13 protein-coding genes are annotated in these 13,516 nt (G+C 71.4%); 8 read left to right on the top strand and 5 right to left on the bottom strand.

The window, feature by feature from the left end; genetic code table 11:
- The first annotated feature begins 12 nt into the window (after positions 1-12).
- Positions 13-1,485, top strand: coding sequence for a tannase/feruloyl esterase family alpha/beta hydrolase (locus ACWF7A_RS13465; RefSeq protein WP_452250726.1), 1,473 nt, complete (start codon positions 13-15; stop codon positions 1,483-1,485).
- A gap of 196 nt (positions 1,486-1,681) precedes the next feature.
- Here the strand turns inward: ACWF7A_RS13465 and ACWF7A_RS13460 are convergent, their stop codons facing one another.
- From ACWF7A_RS13460 to ACWF7A_RS13445, 4 genes are all read right to left on the bottom strand, one after another.
- The gene (locus tag ACWF7A_RS13460; protein ID WP_452250725.1) at positions 1,682-3,718 is read right to left on the bottom strand and encodes a hypothetical protein; all 2,037 of its coding nucleotides are present in this window, start codon (positions 3,716-3,718) and stop codon (positions 1,682-1,684) included.
- Positions 3,715-4,578, bottom strand: coding sequence for a 5'-methylthioadenosine/S-adenosylhomocysteine nucleosidase family protein (locus ACWF7A_RS13455; RefSeq protein WP_452250724.1), 864 nt, complete (start codon positions 4,576-4,578; stop codon positions 3,715-3,717). Before ACWF7A_RS13455 ends, ACWF7A_RS13460 begins: the two co-directional genes overlap by 4 nt.
- A gap of 208 nt (positions 4,579-4,786) precedes the next feature.
- The gene (locus ACWF7A_RS13450; protein ID WP_452250723.1) at positions 4,787-5,284 is read right to left on the bottom strand and encodes an NUDIX domain-containing protein; all 498 of its coding nucleotides are present in this window, start codon (positions 5,282-5,284) and stop codon (positions 4,787-4,789) included.
- A 126-nt stretch (positions 5,285-5,410) separates the two neighbouring features.
- Positions 5,411-5,965 (bottom strand): EF-hand domain-containing protein, encoded by a 555-nt coding sequence (locus ACWF7A_RS13445; protein WP_452250722.1) that lies wholly within the window; start codon positions 5,963-5,965, stop codon positions 5,411-5,413.
- Between the two features lie 153 nt (positions 5,966-6,118).
- Here ACWF7A_RS13445 and map point away from each other — a divergent pair, with 153 nt between their 5' ends.
- Positions 6,119-6,943, top strand: a complete 825-nt coding sequence (gene map / locus ACWF7A_RS13440; protein ID WP_452250721.1) for a type I methionyl aminopeptidase — start codon at positions 6,119-6,121, stop codon at positions 6,941-6,943.
- Positions 6,944-7,013: 70 nt separating this feature from the next.
- Here the strand turns inward: map and wecB are convergent, their stop codons facing one another.
- Entirely contained in the window at positions 7,014-8,129 is a 1,116-nt protein-coding gene (wecB, locus tag ACWF7A_RS13435) for a non-hydrolyzing UDP-N-acetylglucosamine 2-epimerase (RefSeq protein WP_452250720.1), read from the bottom strand.
- Positions 8,130-8,235: 106 nt separating this feature from the next.
- Between wecB and ACWF7A_RS13430 the strand changes: the two genes are divergently transcribed.
- The 6 genes from ACWF7A_RS13430 to ACWF7A_RS13405 are packed head-to-tail and all read left to right on the top strand — an operon-like array spanning position 8,236 to position 13,495.
- Positions 8,236-9,066, top strand: a complete 831-nt coding sequence (locus ACWF7A_RS13430; protein ID WP_452250719.1) for a hypothetical protein — start codon at positions 8,236-8,238, stop codon at positions 9,064-9,066.
- Complete coding sequence (locus ACWF7A_RS13425) at positions 9,063-10,004, top strand: polysaccharide deacetylase family protein (protein ID WP_452250718.1); 942 nt, start codon at positions 9,063-9,065, stop codon at positions 10,002-10,004. Before ACWF7A_RS13430 ends, ACWF7A_RS13425 begins: the two co-directional genes overlap by 4 nt.
- Positions 9,995-11,167 carry an O-antigen ligase family protein gene (locus ACWF7A_RS13420; protein ID WP_452250717.1) on the top strand — a complete coding sequence of 391 codons (1,173 nt, stop codon included), beginning with the start codon at positions 9,995-9,997 and terminating at the stop codon, positions 11,165-11,167. Before ACWF7A_RS13425 ends, ACWF7A_RS13420 begins: the two co-directional genes overlap by 10 nt.
- The gene (locus ACWF7A_RS13415) at positions 11,149-12,177 is read left to right on the top strand and encodes a glycosyltransferase (protein WP_452250716.1); all 1,029 of its coding nucleotides are present in this window, start codon (positions 11,149-11,151) and stop codon (positions 12,175-12,177) included. The genes ACWF7A_RS13420 and ACWF7A_RS13415 overlap by 19 nt, the downstream gene beginning before the upstream one ends.
- On the top strand, positions 12,174-13,028 hold the full coding sequence (locus ACWF7A_RS13410; protein WP_452250715.1) for a hypothetical protein: 855 nt from the start codon (positions 12,174-12,176) through the stop codon (positions 13,026-13,028). The genes ACWF7A_RS13415 and ACWF7A_RS13410 overlap by 4 nt, the downstream gene beginning before the upstream one ends.
- The gene (locus tag ACWF7A_RS13405; RefSeq protein ID WP_452250714.1) at positions 13,025-13,495 is read left to right on the top strand and encodes a hypothetical protein; all 471 of its coding nucleotides are present in this window, start codon (positions 13,025-13,027) and stop codon (positions 13,493-13,495) included. Before ACWF7A_RS13410 ends, ACWF7A_RS13405 begins: the two co-directional genes overlap by 4 nt.
- Positions 13,496-13,516 lie beyond the last annotated feature (21 nt).

The raw sequence follows: 13,516 nt of genomic DNA, 5'->3' as shown, positions 1-13,516 counted from the left end.
ACGTCGCGCGGCGTGAGACGACTGACGAAGCTGTTGGCCACAACCCTGCTCCTGACCGGACTGGCGCCACTCGCGCCGGCGTCGGCGAGCACCCCGAACTGCGCCGCGGTCGCGGTCACCGCACCGGCCGGCGCGAAGATCGAGTCCGTGGACGCCGTGAGCCGGGACGCGCACTGCGAGATCACCGTGACGCTCACGCACACCGACGACCACGTGAAGGTCGTCGTCGGACTGCCCCAGAACTGGACGGGTCGGCTGCAGGGCGTCGGTGGCAGCGCGTACGCCGCCGGGGACACCGGAGCACCGTTCGCCCAGGCGTTGAAGGACGGCTACGCGGCCGTCACGACCGACGCGGGTGTGCTCGACGGGCTCAACACGAGCTGGGCCGTCAAGAACGGCGAGCTCGACCAGACGCTGCTGACGAACTTCGCGAGCCGGTCGGTGCACGAGGCCGCGGGCATCGCGAAGCAGGTGGTGCGCAAGCACTACCAGCGTTCGGTGACGTACTCCTACTGGAACGGCTGCTCGACCGGCGGCCGCCAGGGGTACATGGAGGCGCAGCGGTTCCCCGACGACTACGACGGCGTCCTCGCCAACGCGCCCGCCGTGAACTGGGCCCAGTTCGCCGTCGCGACGCTCTGGCCGCAGACCGTGCAGAACCAGGACGGGCACGTCCTCGGCAACTGCGTGCTGGACGCGTTCCGCAAGGCGGCCGTGGAAGCCTGCGACGCGAACGACGGCGTCACCAACGGCATCGTCGACCGCCCGGACCGGTGCAGCTACGACCCGCGCCAGCTCATCGGCAGGAAGATCCTCTGCGAGGGTGACGAAGTCGTCGTGACGAAGGCCGACGCCGACGTCATGCGCAAGATCTGGGACGGCCCGACCGACGAACGAGGCCGCAACCTGTGGCCCGGCCTGCCGAAGGGCGCCGACCCGGTGTGGCTCGCGGGCACGATCCCCGGTTTCCCGGCCCCCGGCTTCCCCGTCGCGGCGCAGTGGGTGCAGAGCTTCCTGCTGAAGCAGCCCGGTTTCGACACCTCGAAGCTCACCTACGCGCAGTTCCGCGACCTGTTCCGCCAGTCGGTGCGCGAGTTCGACGACGTCATCGGCACCTCGGACACGAACCTCTCGGCGTTCCGGCGCTCGGGCGGCAAGCTGATCACGTTCGTCGGCACCAACGACCAGCTGATCCCGCCCGGCGGCACGCTGAAGTACCGCGACGCGGTCGAGCGGCGCATGGGCCACGTGAACGACTTCTACCGCCTGTTCACCGCTCCCGGCGTCGACCACTGCTTCGGCGGCGCCGGCGCGCAGCCCACGAACGCCCTGGGCCAGCTCGTCGACTGGGTCGAGCGCGGCAAGGCACCGGCGACGCTGACCGCCGCCACCGCCGACTCCACCCGCGACCTGTGCGCGTACCCGAAGACCTCCCGGTACGTCCACGGTGACCCGAAGGCCGCGTCCAGCTACCGCTGCGTCTGAGCCAGAAGACCCGACAGGGCCCGGTTCCCCCCGCCGGGCCCTGTCCGCCTGCCTCAGGAAGGCTCGTCCGCCAACCAGGTCGACGTCGTGGAACGTCCCCGGGCAGGTGCTGGTGATGCGCGGCGACGTGGTCGACGCCGATCTGCTGGAGCTCATCCGTTCCTGACGGCGGTGCCGGGCGCGAGCGGCCCGTCCGTCACTCGTACCACTCGCGGGACCACCGGTCGCGGCGCTCCTGCTCGCGGTCGATCCAGTCACTGCCCTCCGCCGCCACGGCCTCGAGGATCGGCAGGGCGGCGTCGATGCCGGAGGTCTGCGTCGCCACGAGGAACAGCTCGGTCTCGTCCTCCAGCACGGAGTCGTTGGCGTTGCGGAAGTTCTCCGCGACGACGGTGATGTCGCGGCCGTTGACCAGGGTGAGGCGGAACCTGCGGCTGCGCAGCCGTTCGACCTCCCTGGCGCCCTCGCCCACGCCTCGGGTGGCGCGCATGCCCACCTCGCTGACGCTGGCGGACGCGAGGGCGTCGTAGCGGAAGAGGTTGCGGCGTTCGTTGCGCGCCTCGCCGGTGAGGAAGTTCAGCTGCACCCGCGTCTCCCGGACACCGCTGCGGGTGAGCAGGAAGATCTGCACCTCGTAGTGCGAGAACCGCGGCGGGCCGTGCGGCACCCTGGCGCGCCTCGCGCCGTCCGCTCCCTCGGTCATGACCACGTGCGTGACCAGGTCGTGCGTCGAGAGGTTGTTGCGCCGCACCAGGTCGTTCTTCAGGCACACCTTGTCCATCGACAGCCACCGGGCCATCTCGGCGTCGGACGGGCGGTCGGCCAGCACCCGCACCCACTCCTCGTAGGCCTGGGTCTCGGCGGCGAAGATCTGCTCGTCGTGCGCACGGGCCAGCGAGCTCATCTTCCGCAGACCGCGGATCTTCGTCAGCCCGTTCGCGGTGAAGAAGCAGCCGGGGCCCAGGAAGATCGCCGCGCCGGCGCCACCGGCGAAGACCAGCACGACCAGGCCGGCGATGGCGACGCCCACGCCCACGCGGTACAGCGCGGTGTCGCGTTCCGGTGACCGCACGGAGGTGTGGAACAACGCGTTGGTGCTCCAGCCCTCCGCCACCTTGCCGGCGTGCCAGCGCGCGAGCCAGCTCACCGCGCCCGCCGAGACCTGCGCGTTGCCGTAGAGGTCGACGAAGCGCCGCTTGAGGTGCGCCCTGATGCCGCCCGTGTAGCCGGGCCAGTCCCCGGCGACGTGCGGCCGCGCCTCGCTGAACCGGGTGTCGACGATCCGGTGGATCTCCTCGACGAACGCGGTGGACACCCAGTGCCCCGGTGACCGCGGCTCCGGCTGGTACGGCGGCGAGACGACCTGACTCATCCGGATCTGGCTCCACATCGCCGCCCCGGCCCGCCACGCGCCGTGGTGGACCATGACGATGGCACCGCCGATGACCAGCGGCAGGGCGAGCAGCACACCGGGCAGCGACGTGCCGGCGAAGCTGCTGGTCAGGCCGAGGAAGGCGGCGAACCCGCCGAAGATGACCGGCAGCCAGTTCCGCTGTTCGGGCTTGGTCTCGGCCGCGATGTAGGGCCGGGGCGGCGCGGGCTCCGGTTCGAAGAACTTCCAGGCCCGCTGGACCCGGCTGTTCGACATCCGCTGCGACACGACGCGGTGGGAGTAGACGTTCTCCAGGGCGGCCTGCGTGACGCCGTCCTGGATCGTGGCCAGGTGCTGGGTGATCTCGTCCTGGCGGTCGGGGTGCAGCGAGCCGAACGCCGCGAGGAGCTCGTCCACGTTCTCGCGGGGCCGGTGCGCTCCCGTCACACCGCGCACGAGGTGCAGCAGGCGCCACACGACGGTGAACGCCTCCTGCCACGCGTCGTCGGGTAACGACTGGGCGATCTTGCGCGCGTCGCGGACGTTCTTGAACAGCTCGCCGCCCACCTCGCCGCAGGACCGTCCGCTGACGACGGAAAGCGCGTAGTAGTAAGCCCTTTGCGTGGTGACGTGGCCGTCGCGCAGCAGGTCGCCGAAGAGGCGTTCGGCCTGGCGCGGGACACCGGCGGCGAGGAAGTTGCGCGCGACGTCGTTGCGGCGCTCGGGCGGGTCGCCGTGGTTGACCTGGTAGATCGCCTCGACGTGGAACGCCGTGTCGCCGTAGTTGACGGCGTTCTGCTGACCGACGGTGGCGCCCGGCTCAGCGACGTTGTGGTTGCCCCACTGCGGTGGGTAGGTCATCGGTTCTCCCGCGTCACGTTCATGGTGAAGGCGCCGGTGTTCACACCGTTCTGCTGGCCGACGGTGGCGCCCCGCCTCGCGACGTTCTGGTTGCGGACCGGCGGCAGGTGCCCGGCCTGGTCCGGAGTGGTCTTCGGGTCCTCGTGGATCGCGGCGGCCAGGGCGACGGTGAAGGCCGCCGCGGTGCGCGCGGCCCGCCGTTGACCGCCCCTGCCGTCCGTCACGGACTTGCTGCCGTCTGCGTGGTCGCTGATGCCACGCACCGTCGCCGTGCCGACCCGGCCCGCGAGGTGCGCCGCCGAGGCGAACCCGGCGCTCTCCATCTCGACCGCGACGGCGTCGTTGTAGTTGCGGTGCAAGGCTTTCGCCACCGGCGACGTCGCGGAGTCCAGCACCACGTCACCCGCGGCGATCGGCTCGAAGTAGACCTCCGGGCTCGCCCCGCCGAGCGGCGCGCACCAGGCGCGGGTCCGGCGGATCCGGTGCGCGAGCTGCTCCAGGTCGTGCGAGATCTCCCACGACCGCGGCCGCGCGAGGAACCCGGCGTCCTCGCTCCTGCCGCCGTGGTAGGCGTAGACCTTGGTCGCCACCACGACGTCGCCGATCGCGAGCCTCGGCCGCAGCCCACCGGCGATCCCGGTGAACAGCACCGCGGTGGGCTCGAACTCGGCGATGGCCCGCTCGGTGAGCGTGGCCGCCGCCAGCGTCCCCTGCCCGGTCACGCCCAGCGCGACCTGCCGGCCGGCGACCGTGCCGACGTCGAACAGGGTGCCCTGGGCGTGCCGGTGCTCGTGGACGTCCACGAGGTGCTCGAGCACCGCGTCCTGCTCGACCGGCAGGGCGGTCAGAATCACGATCATCGTTTCACTCCAACACGATCCCGCGCTCGCGGGACTTCTGTGCGCACGACGGAAGAGCGGAGGGCGAGTCCGCGGCACGGCCGGGTCGTTCAGGTGGAGGAGCGAGGGGGCTCGGAGCATCAGCCCGAGGCGCGGAGGAGACTAACCCCGGCGCACGTTTCGCGTCAAACATTTCTTCGAGGTATTCGCCGGCGTCCGGAATGGACACTCAGAGACGGCGAAAGTGGACATCCGCAACGGATTCCACTCGGCAACGAAAACCGAACCGGTTGACGACCGCGTCCGAGACGATGGCCCGGTGGTCGAAGGCGACCTCGGTCGTGACGTTGAAGAAGTCGGCCAGGGAGATCCAGTTCGCGGAGTCGGCGTCGCCCCCTCGTCTCGGGGCCGGGGCTCCGGCCAGGTAACCGTGGAACGCGACGCTCTCGATGGGACCTCTCGGGTCGCGTCCCGGGGTCTTGTAGGAGCCGAAGCGTTTGAGCCTGTCACCGGGAACCGTCAGGCCGGCCTCCTCGGTCAGCTCCCGGGTCGCGGCGTCGGCCACGCGCTCCCCCGGCTCCACGAAGCCGCCCGGGAGCGCCAGGGCACCCCGGAACGGGGGTTTTCCTCTGTGCACCAGGAGAACCGCCAGGGTGCCTTCGCGTTTGGTGAACAGCACCACGTCCGCCGTCAGGCGACCACGAGGTGGGTGCGGGTCGTCGTCCATGAGGCGAGCGTAGGTTATTGTCAGATCGACATCAAGTGTGTTGTCTCAACAGATCTGTTATTACAAGCCAATTGTCATTCTGACACGAAGTACGCGGAGGCCGGAGACCCGGCCTCCGCGGGCCGGTCAGACGCGCTGGAGCGCCTTGGGGTACAGCCAGCTGCCGGGCGTGTCCTCGGCCGGGTTCGTGTAGTAGTCGCGGACGGCCTCCACGTACTCCTGCACGCTGATCGCGCCGTCGCCGTCGGTGTCGAGGTGCGTGAACGCCCTGCCGCAGTCCTCCGGGGACAGACCGCGCGCCGTCAGCAGGACCCGGAACTCCCCGGCGTCGACGCGGCCGTCGCCGTTCGTGTCCATGAGGTCGAGCAGGGACTGGACGACCTCGAGGAAGTCCATGTTGATCGGGCCGCCCTCGACGAACGCCTCGGTCATGGCGTCGCGGTACTCCACCGGGCCGACCTTGCCGTCCCGGTCGGTGTCGCAGTGGTCGGCCAGCATCTCCCAGAAGCGGTCGTAGGCCTCCACGAGGTCCCGGCCGCGTTCCGAGGACGCCGGTTCGCCGAACGCCTGCAGCAGCCGGTTGGCCAGCGCGTAGATGTCCGCGAGTTCGATGACGCCGTTGCCGTTGACGTCGTAGTGGGCGAAGGTCGAGTCGATCCTGTGCTGCAGCACCTGCTTCATGACCACCGACTCTGATGAGGCCGCCTCGCGCGCGCAACGCGCGTCCCCCTGCCGGGTGGTGATCTTCAGCCGCACGGTACCGGCCGGGCCCGTTCGGCGGCACCTCCGCAGAGGCGGTATAGTTATACCGGCACCCGCTGATGGAGGAACACGTTGATCGAGCTCAAGTCCCCCGCCGAGATCGAACGCATGCACGTCACCGGCCAGTTCATCGCGGAGGTGCTCGACGAGCTCTCCACGAAGGCCGCCGTGGGCGTGAACCTGCTCGACCTCGAGCACCACGCCCGTCACATGATCGAAGAGCGTGGCGCGGTGTCCTGCTACTGGGACTACTCACCGTCGTTCGGGCGCGGCCCGTTCCGCAACGTGACCTGCCTCGCCGTCAACGACGCGGTGCTGCACGGCCTGCCCAAGAGCTACGTGCTGCGGGACGGCGACGTGCTGACCATGGACATCGCCGTCCTGATCGACGGCTGGGCGGCCGACTCGGCCATGACCGTCATCGTCGGCACGCCCCGCGAGGAGGACCAGCGCCTGGTCCACGCCACCGAGGTGGCGCTCGCGGCCGCGATCGAGGTCGCGCAGGCGGGCAACAAGCTCGGGGACATCTCGGCGGCCATCGGCGAGGTCTGCGGCAGGTTCGGCTACACGCCCAACCTGGAGTTCGGCGGGCACGGCATCGGCCGCACCATGCACGAGGCACCGCACGTGGCGAACAACGGCCGGCCCCGGCACGGCATGAAGCTCAAGCCCGGCCTGACGATCGCGATCGAACCGTGGCTCGCCGCGACGACCGACCAGATCATCTACGACGAGGACGGCTGGACGTTGCGCTCGGCCGACGGCTCGCGCACGGCGCACTCGGAGCACACCGTCGCGATCACCGAGGACGGCCCGCTCGTGCTGACCCGCCGCAAGAGCGAGCTCAAGGCGCAGACCGGCTCCGACACGTCTCAGGCGCGTCTGCCCCAGTCCTGAGACCGGTGGTCACGGTCGGCACCCTCGGGTGACCGTGCAGTGGGCTGCGGGAAGGGCACCACAGCACCCACTACAGGCGCTCCAGCATCGTCCGGACGGCGGACGCGATGAGTTCCGACGGTGAGCCGGTGCCGTAAGGAGAGGGGATCTCCCGCAGTGCGGCGCGATGCCCCTCCACGTCGTCGAGCCACGCCAGCACCGAGCCGCCGACCAGCGGGCCAGGAGGAACGAGCGTGCCGAACGTGCCCTCGATCTCCGGGCGTTCGGTGCTGCGCCGCACGACCACAACCGGCCGTTTGAGCACGCTCACCTCCTCCTGGATGCCGCCCGAGTCCGAGACGATCACGGCGGACCCGTGGGCCAGGGCCAGGAACGCGCGGTACGGCTGCGGTTCGATCACCTGCAGGCCGTGCAGCAGGCTGTCGAGGCCGAACGCGGTGACGCGTTGCGCGGTCCGCGGGTGCAGCGGCAGCACGACCGGCAGCGGCAACGCGCCGAGCTCGCGCAGGACGATCTCCAGGTTGCCCGCGTCGTCCACGTTCTCCGGGCGGTGGATCGTGGCGAGGACGTAGCGGTCGCGCTTGAGGCCCAGGTCGCCGAGGACCACGTCCTCCTCGTCCTCGGTGGGCAACGCGTGCGCCAGCGCCTCGACGACGGTGTTGCCGGTGACGGCGATGCGGCTGTCCGCCACGCCCTCGCCCAGGAGGTTGTCGCGGTTCAGCGGCGTGGGCGCGCAGCACAGGTCGGAGAGGTGGTCGATGAGCACGCGGTTGTGCTCCTCCGGCATCGCCCGGTCGTAGCTGCGCAGGCCCGCCTCCACGTGCACCAGCGGCACGTCGCAGGCGTTGGCCGCCAACGCTCCCGCGAGCGCGGAGGTCGTGTCGCCCTGCACGATCACGGCACCCGGCCGGTGCGCGGTCAGCACCTCGTCCACGGCCGAGACGGCGCGGCCGAGCTGGTCGCCCCGGCGCAGCCCGCCGAGCTCCAGCTCGTGGAAGGCGCCCGGGTCCGGCACATCGCGGCGGATGAGCGAGTACATCGAGCGGTCGTAGTGCTGGCCGGTGTAGATCATGGTGCACGCGCTGCCGAAGTGTTCGACGAGCGGCGCGAGTTTGATCAGTTCGGGCCTGGTGCCGCAGACGATCGTCACGCTGTTCGTTTCCCGCACCGCGGCAAGGTACTTCATCGATCTTGACGATTCCGGCGAAATCCCGCACACGTTCACTCGAAAGAGTTGTCTGGGATATCGCTCGAAAGTGTTGCGCCCCAAGCGTGTCGTAGTGTCCGCGCTCATGTCCGGTCATCTGGCACTTGCGGTGTCCACTGTGCTCTACGGCCTGGGGATAGTCGCGCAGACCGTCGCCGCGCGGAGGGCCGACGAGCGTCCCGGCACCGGGGTGGGGCTGCTCGCCCGCCTGGCCTCCGACCGGTTGTACCTGCTCGGGTTCTCCGGTCAGGTGGGCGGTTTCCTGTTCGCGTTCCTGGCCCGCGAGGATTTGCCCCTCTACCTGGTGCAGGCCGGGTCGTCGTGCGCGGTCGGCCTCGCCACCGTGATCGGTGTGGTGGCGCTGGGCTGGCGGATCCGGCGCGTCGAGATCGCGGTGCTGGTGGTGATGGCGTGCGGTCTGCTGCTGCTGACGGGGGCGGCGGCGCCGTCCACGGCCCGTGAGCTCCCGCTGGTGCCCGCGTTGGTGGTGCTGGGGCTGCTGACTCTCGCGGTGCTGCCGCTGGCGCGCACGTTCAAGGCCATGACGCCGGTGCTCGCCGGCGTCGCGTTCGCCGTGGTCGCGGTGGCCGCGCGCAACGTCGCCGGCAAGCCGGTGCTCGACCTGGTGCTGCATCCGCTGACCTGGGTGATGGTGCTCGCCGCGTTCGTCGGGCAGGCGTGCCTCGCCTCGGCGTTGCAGCGCACTTCGGCCACGTCCGCGGTGGCGTCGATGGACGCGACCACCGTCGTGATCAGCTCGGCGGCCGGGCTCGCGCTGATGGGCGACCAGATCGCGGCCGGGCGCGAGTGGTGGGTCGTGCTGGGCGTGGTGCTCGTGGTGTCCGGTGTGCTGGTGCTCGGGTCCGTCGCGCAGAAGCCCGCTCAGGACCTGGTCTCCGCCAGAGGTGAGCGGTGAGGCCCGTCGCCAGTGTGTCGCTGGACCTCGACAACCTGTGGGCGTACCTGCGCACGCACGGCGACCCCGGCTGGGAGAGCAGGCCGAGCTTCCTGCCGTCCGCGGTGCCGCGTCTGCTGGACGTCCTCGGTGAGCAGCGGCTGACCACCACGGTCTTCGTGGTCGGCGCGGACGCGGAACGGAACGACGGCGCCGAGGCGGTCGCGTCGATCGTCGCGGCCGGGCACGAGGTCGCGAACCACTCCTTCTGGCACCAGCCGTGGCTGCACCGGTTCTCCGACGAGGAGGTCGAGAAGGAGGTCCTGCGCGCCGAGGAGGCGATCACGGCCGCCGGTGCTCCGCAGCCGGTCGGGTTCCGCGGACCGGGGTACAGCGTCACGCCCGCGTTGCTGGACGTCCTGCAGCGGCGCGGTTATCTCTACGACGCGAGCGTGCTGCCGACGTGGATCGGGCCGCTGGCCCGCGCTTACCACAACCGGTCGGCCGGCTCGACCGACGGCGGCGAGGACCTGTTCGGCGGGTTCGGCAAGGTCCGCGCGCCCAACACCGCGTACCGCTGGCGGGACGGGCTGGTCGAGCTGCCGGTGACGACGATGCCGTTGCTGCGCGTGCCGATCCACGGCGCGTATCTGCTGCAGCTGCACCAGATCTCCCCTCGCCTGGCTCGCGGGTACTTCCGCACGGCGTTGCGGTTGTGCCTGGCGCGCAAGGTCTCCCCGTCGTTGCTGCTGCACCCGACCGACGTGCTGTCCGGTGCCGAGGCGCCCGGGATGGAGTTCTTCCCCGGCATGGCCGTGCCCGGAGCCGAGAAGGTCGCGCTGCTGGGCTGGGTGTTGTCGTTGCTGCGCAAGCACTTCGACGTGGTCGGCACCGGCGAGCACGTCGCGCGGATCTCGGGTTCCCCGTTGCGCGAACGGGATCCGGTCGCATGTGGCTGACGGTCCTGCTGCGCGTCTTCGCCTGCGGGACGGTGGCGCTCGCGCCGCTGGAGGGGTACCTGCTGCAGGTGCACGGGCAGTCGGCCAAGGTCGTACCCGCACTGTTGATCGGTGTGTGGCTGTTCTCCCTTTGGCGGCACCGGCGTCTGCCCGCGCCGCATCCGCTGCACCTCGTGGTCGCGTTGCTCGCGGTGGTGCTGCTGTCGACCTCCGCGGTGCACGTGGCCGAGCCGTTCACGCTGGAGTACCTGGTGCGGTGGGTGCCGTTCCTGGTGATCGCGGTGGTGCTCGCCGACGTGGCCGCGCGGGAGGTGCCGGTGCGCGCGCTGCTCGCGGCGACGGCGGCCGGTGCGGTCGTGGCGGCGGCGGGCGGGCTGCTCAGCGTGGCCGGCGGCTCGTTGCGCGCCACCGGGCCGTTGGAGGATCCCAACGACCTGGCGTTCTTCCTCGTGGCGGCGTTGCCGTTGCTGGTCGCGCTGCCCGCCAGAGGCTGGTCGCGGATCGTGCTGCTGGTGCTGGGCGCGGTGCTGGTGGCCGGTGCCGCGGCGACGTTCTCGCGCGGCGGCGGGATCGCGCTGGCCTGTGCACTGGTGTGGCTGATCGTGCGCCGGGCCCTGCCGGTGCGCGCGGTGGTCGTGACGGCGGCGGTCGCGGGGGTGGCGGCGCTGGCGTTCGCGACGACCGCGCAGGCCGAGCTTTCCCGGGCGTTCCAGGAGAAGAGCCACATCGCGGGCACGAACGCCGACACGCGGATGCTGCGCTGGCAGGCGGCCTCGCGGATGCTCGCCGACGACCCGGTGCTCGGCGTCGGGCCGGGCGGGTTCCGGCAGCAGTACGCGGCGGCCGGGAACAACGCCGAGATCGACGAGCAGACCCCGGTGGCGCACAACCTCTTCCTCGAAGTCGCGGCCGAGCTCGGGGTGCCCGGGTTCGTGCTGCTCGTCGCGTTCGTGGCGGTCGGGTTCGTGGCGAGCGAACGGGCGTTGCGGCGCGGGACGGACTGGCGTGAGGCCGTGGCCGTGCAGGCGGGGCTGATCGCCGTGCTCGTCGCCTCGATCTTCCTGTCCGAGCAGTACTACCTGCCCCTGTGGTCGCTCGTCGCCATCGCCGTCGCGATCGAGCGGCGTTCAGTTGAGGAGCCCCGATGCGCGTTCTCCACGTGATCAGCGAGATGGGCGCGGGCGGTGCGGAGTCGCTCGTGGCCGGCATGGCCCTGGCGGGCGGTGACGTCGGCTGGGAGTCCGCGGTGGCGTCCGGCGGCGGGTTCCGCGCCGAGTCGTTGCGCGCCGCCTCGGTGCCCGTGTTCGACGTGCCGGTGGCGCGCCGTTCGCCGTGGGGTGTCGTGCGCGCGTCCTGGGCGGTGCGGGTGGCGGTGAGCCGGTTCCGGCCGGACGTGGTGCTGGCGCACAACGTGTCCGCGTCCCTGGTGGCCCGCCTCGCGTCGCGGCGTCCGGTGGTGACGGTGTTCCACGGCGTCGCCGAGGCGGACGTGCCCGGAACGGTCCGGGTGCTGAACCGGGTGTCGTCGGCCGTCGTGACCGTCGCCTCCGCCGCCCGCACGCGCCTGCTCGCCGCCGGGCTCGACTCGGTGGTGATCCCGAACGCCGTGTTCCCGACGGTTCCCTCGGCGGACCGCGCGACCGTGCGGGCGCGGCTCGGCACGCCCCTGACCGTGCCGGTCGCCCTGTGCCCGGCCCGGCTGGAACCGCAGAAACGGCACGACGTGCTGCTCGCCGCGTGGGCCCAGGTCCCCGGCGACTGCGAACTGTGGCTCGCGGGCGACGGCAGCCTGCGCGCTTCCCTGGAGAAGAGGGCGGACGGCAGGGTCCGGTTCCTCGGCACCCGCACCGACGTGCGTGACCTGCTGGAGGCGGCGGACGTCACCGTGCTCACCAGCGACTGGGAGGGCATGCCGATCGCGCTCCTCGAGTCCCTGGCGGCGAACCGCCCGATCGTCGCGTCCGATGTGGACGGTGTGCGCGAGGTGCTGGCCGGCGGTGGCGGCGTCATGGTCCCCCGCCGGAGCCCGGAGCAGACCGCGAAGGCGTTGCGCGGCCTGCTCTTCTCCCCCACCGCGCGCTCGGTGGCCGCTTCTCACGACGGCTCGGCCGACGCGCACACCTTGATGAAGTCCTATGACGAACTGCTTCGTACCGTCCTGGAGGGACGATGAAAGCTCGCAGAGCTGTGCTGGAAGGCCTGCTGGCCGCCGTGCTGGTGGGCGGGGCCGTGCTGCTGGCCGTGGCGCTGCGCGACGGCGTGACCGAGGGCAGGCTGACCCTGCTCGCCACCCCGTCCGCACCGGACAGCGCCCAGTTCGGCGAGGTCACCTCGCTGGCCGCGCCCGCGGTGGTGCAACTGGTCCGCAGCCCGTCAGTGCTGGAGGTGGCGTCGAAGGCGGCCGGCACCACACCGGACCGCCTGTCCGACGCCATTGCCGTCGAACTGGTCCCGGCCTCGGGTGTGGCCCGCATCTCGGTGCGCGCGGACACCTCGGCGCACGCCGCTTCCGCCGTGACCGCGGTGGCGCAGGCCGTGATCGAGGCCGACCTGCTCGCACCCGCGGCCAAGTTCCGGCTGGTCGACCCGTTGCCGGAGACCACCCAGGTGTCGCCGGACTGGCGGCTCGCCACGGGCCTCGCGCTGGTGGCGGCGGTGATCGCGGGTGTGGCCGTGGTGGCGTTGCGTCGCTTGCGGGGCAACGTGGTGGGGGCCGCCCTGTCCACCGCCGGCATCCGCCATCCCGTCGTCGTCGCTGCCGACGACGACCCGGATCTGACTTCGCGGCTCACGTCGTTGTGCGTGGCAGCGGCTCGGCCGGTGCGGGTGTTGCCGGTGAGTCCGTCGCTGGTGGAGCGGGCGGAGGAGCTGGCTCGGGCGTTGCCGGACAAGGCTTCCGAGCCGGCGGACGGGACCGCGGTGATCGCGGTCGCGTCCGGCGATCGGGCTCGGCGCGATGATCTGGCGACGGCTCTGGCGGTGCTGCCCGCTTCTTCGGTGCTGGTGGCGGTGGTGCTGGCGTGAGCACGACGACGCTGTCAGACCTCGTGGGGACGCTGGACGTGAGGAACCGCTCCCCCAGGGTTGCGGCCAACTCGAGTCGTTCCCGGCTGTTGCCGTCCTCGCTGCACGCGACGCCGCTGCCTGCTTCTTCGGAGCTGGTGACCAGTGGCGCAGGCATGAGCACGACGACACAGCTCGACCTGGTCGGGACGACAGGAGCGAGGGACCGCTCCCCCAGGAGTGCGGACAGCTCAAGCCGACCGCGGCTGCTGCCGTCCTCGCTGCACGCTACGCCGCTGTCGGCCTCGTCGGTGCCGGCCTCGTCGGTGCCGGCCTCGTCGGTGCCGGCCTCGTCGGTGCCGGCCTCGTCGGTGCCGGCCTCGTCGGTGCCGGCCTCGTCGGTGCTGGCGGCGGTGGTGCCGACCTCGTCGCTGTCGGCCTCGTCGGTGCCGGCCTCGTCGCTGCGGGCGGCGGTGGTGCCGGTATGAGCATCCCGAAACTGTCAGACC

Source organism: Lentzea sp. NPDC055074 (genome assembly GCF_053608005.1).
The sequence above is the reverse complement of the archived record's forward strand: the minus strand, read 5'-3'. Positions and strand labels throughout refer to the sequence as shown.

Excerpts from the sequence above, each read along its gene's own strand:
- ACWF7A_RS13450 (WP_452250723.1), bottom strand. The coding sequence starts at position 5,284 with ATGGACGACGACCCGCACCCACCTCGTGGTCGCCTGACGGCGGACGTG.
- ACWF7A_RS13410 (WP_452250715.1), top strand. The coding sequence starts at position 12,174 with ATGAAAGCTCGCAGAGCTGTGCTGGAAGGCCTGCTGGCCGCCGTGCTG.
- ACWF7A_RS13415 (WP_452250716.1), top strand. The coding sequence starts at position 11,149 with ATGCGCGTTCTCCACGTGATCAGCGAGATGGGCGCGGGCGGTGCGGAG.
- wecB (WP_452250720.1), bottom strand. The coding sequence starts at position 8,129 with ATGAAGTACCTTGCCGCGGTGCGGGAAACGAACAGCGTGACGATCGTC.
- ACWF7A_RS13420 (WP_452250717.1), top strand. The coding sequence starts at position 9,995 with ATGTGGCTGACGGTCCTGCTGCGCGTCTTCGCCTGCGGGACGGTGGCG.
- ACWF7A_RS13430 (WP_452250719.1), top strand. The coding sequence starts at position 8,236 with ATGTCCGGTCATCTGGCACTTGCGGTGTCCACTGTGCTCTACGGCCTG.
- ACWF7A_RS13460 (WP_452250725.1), bottom strand. The coding sequence starts at position 3,718 with ATGACCTACCCACCGCAGTGGGGCAACCACAACGTCGCTGAGCCGGGC.
- ACWF7A_RS13445 (WP_452250722.1), bottom strand. The coding sequence starts at position 5,965 with ATGAAGCAGGTGCTGCAGCACAGGATCGACTCGACCTTCGCCCACTAC.
- ACWF7A_RS13455 (WP_452250724.1), bottom strand. The coding sequence starts at position 4,578 with ATGATCGTGATTCTGACCGCCCTGCCGGTCGAGCAGGACGCGGTGCTC.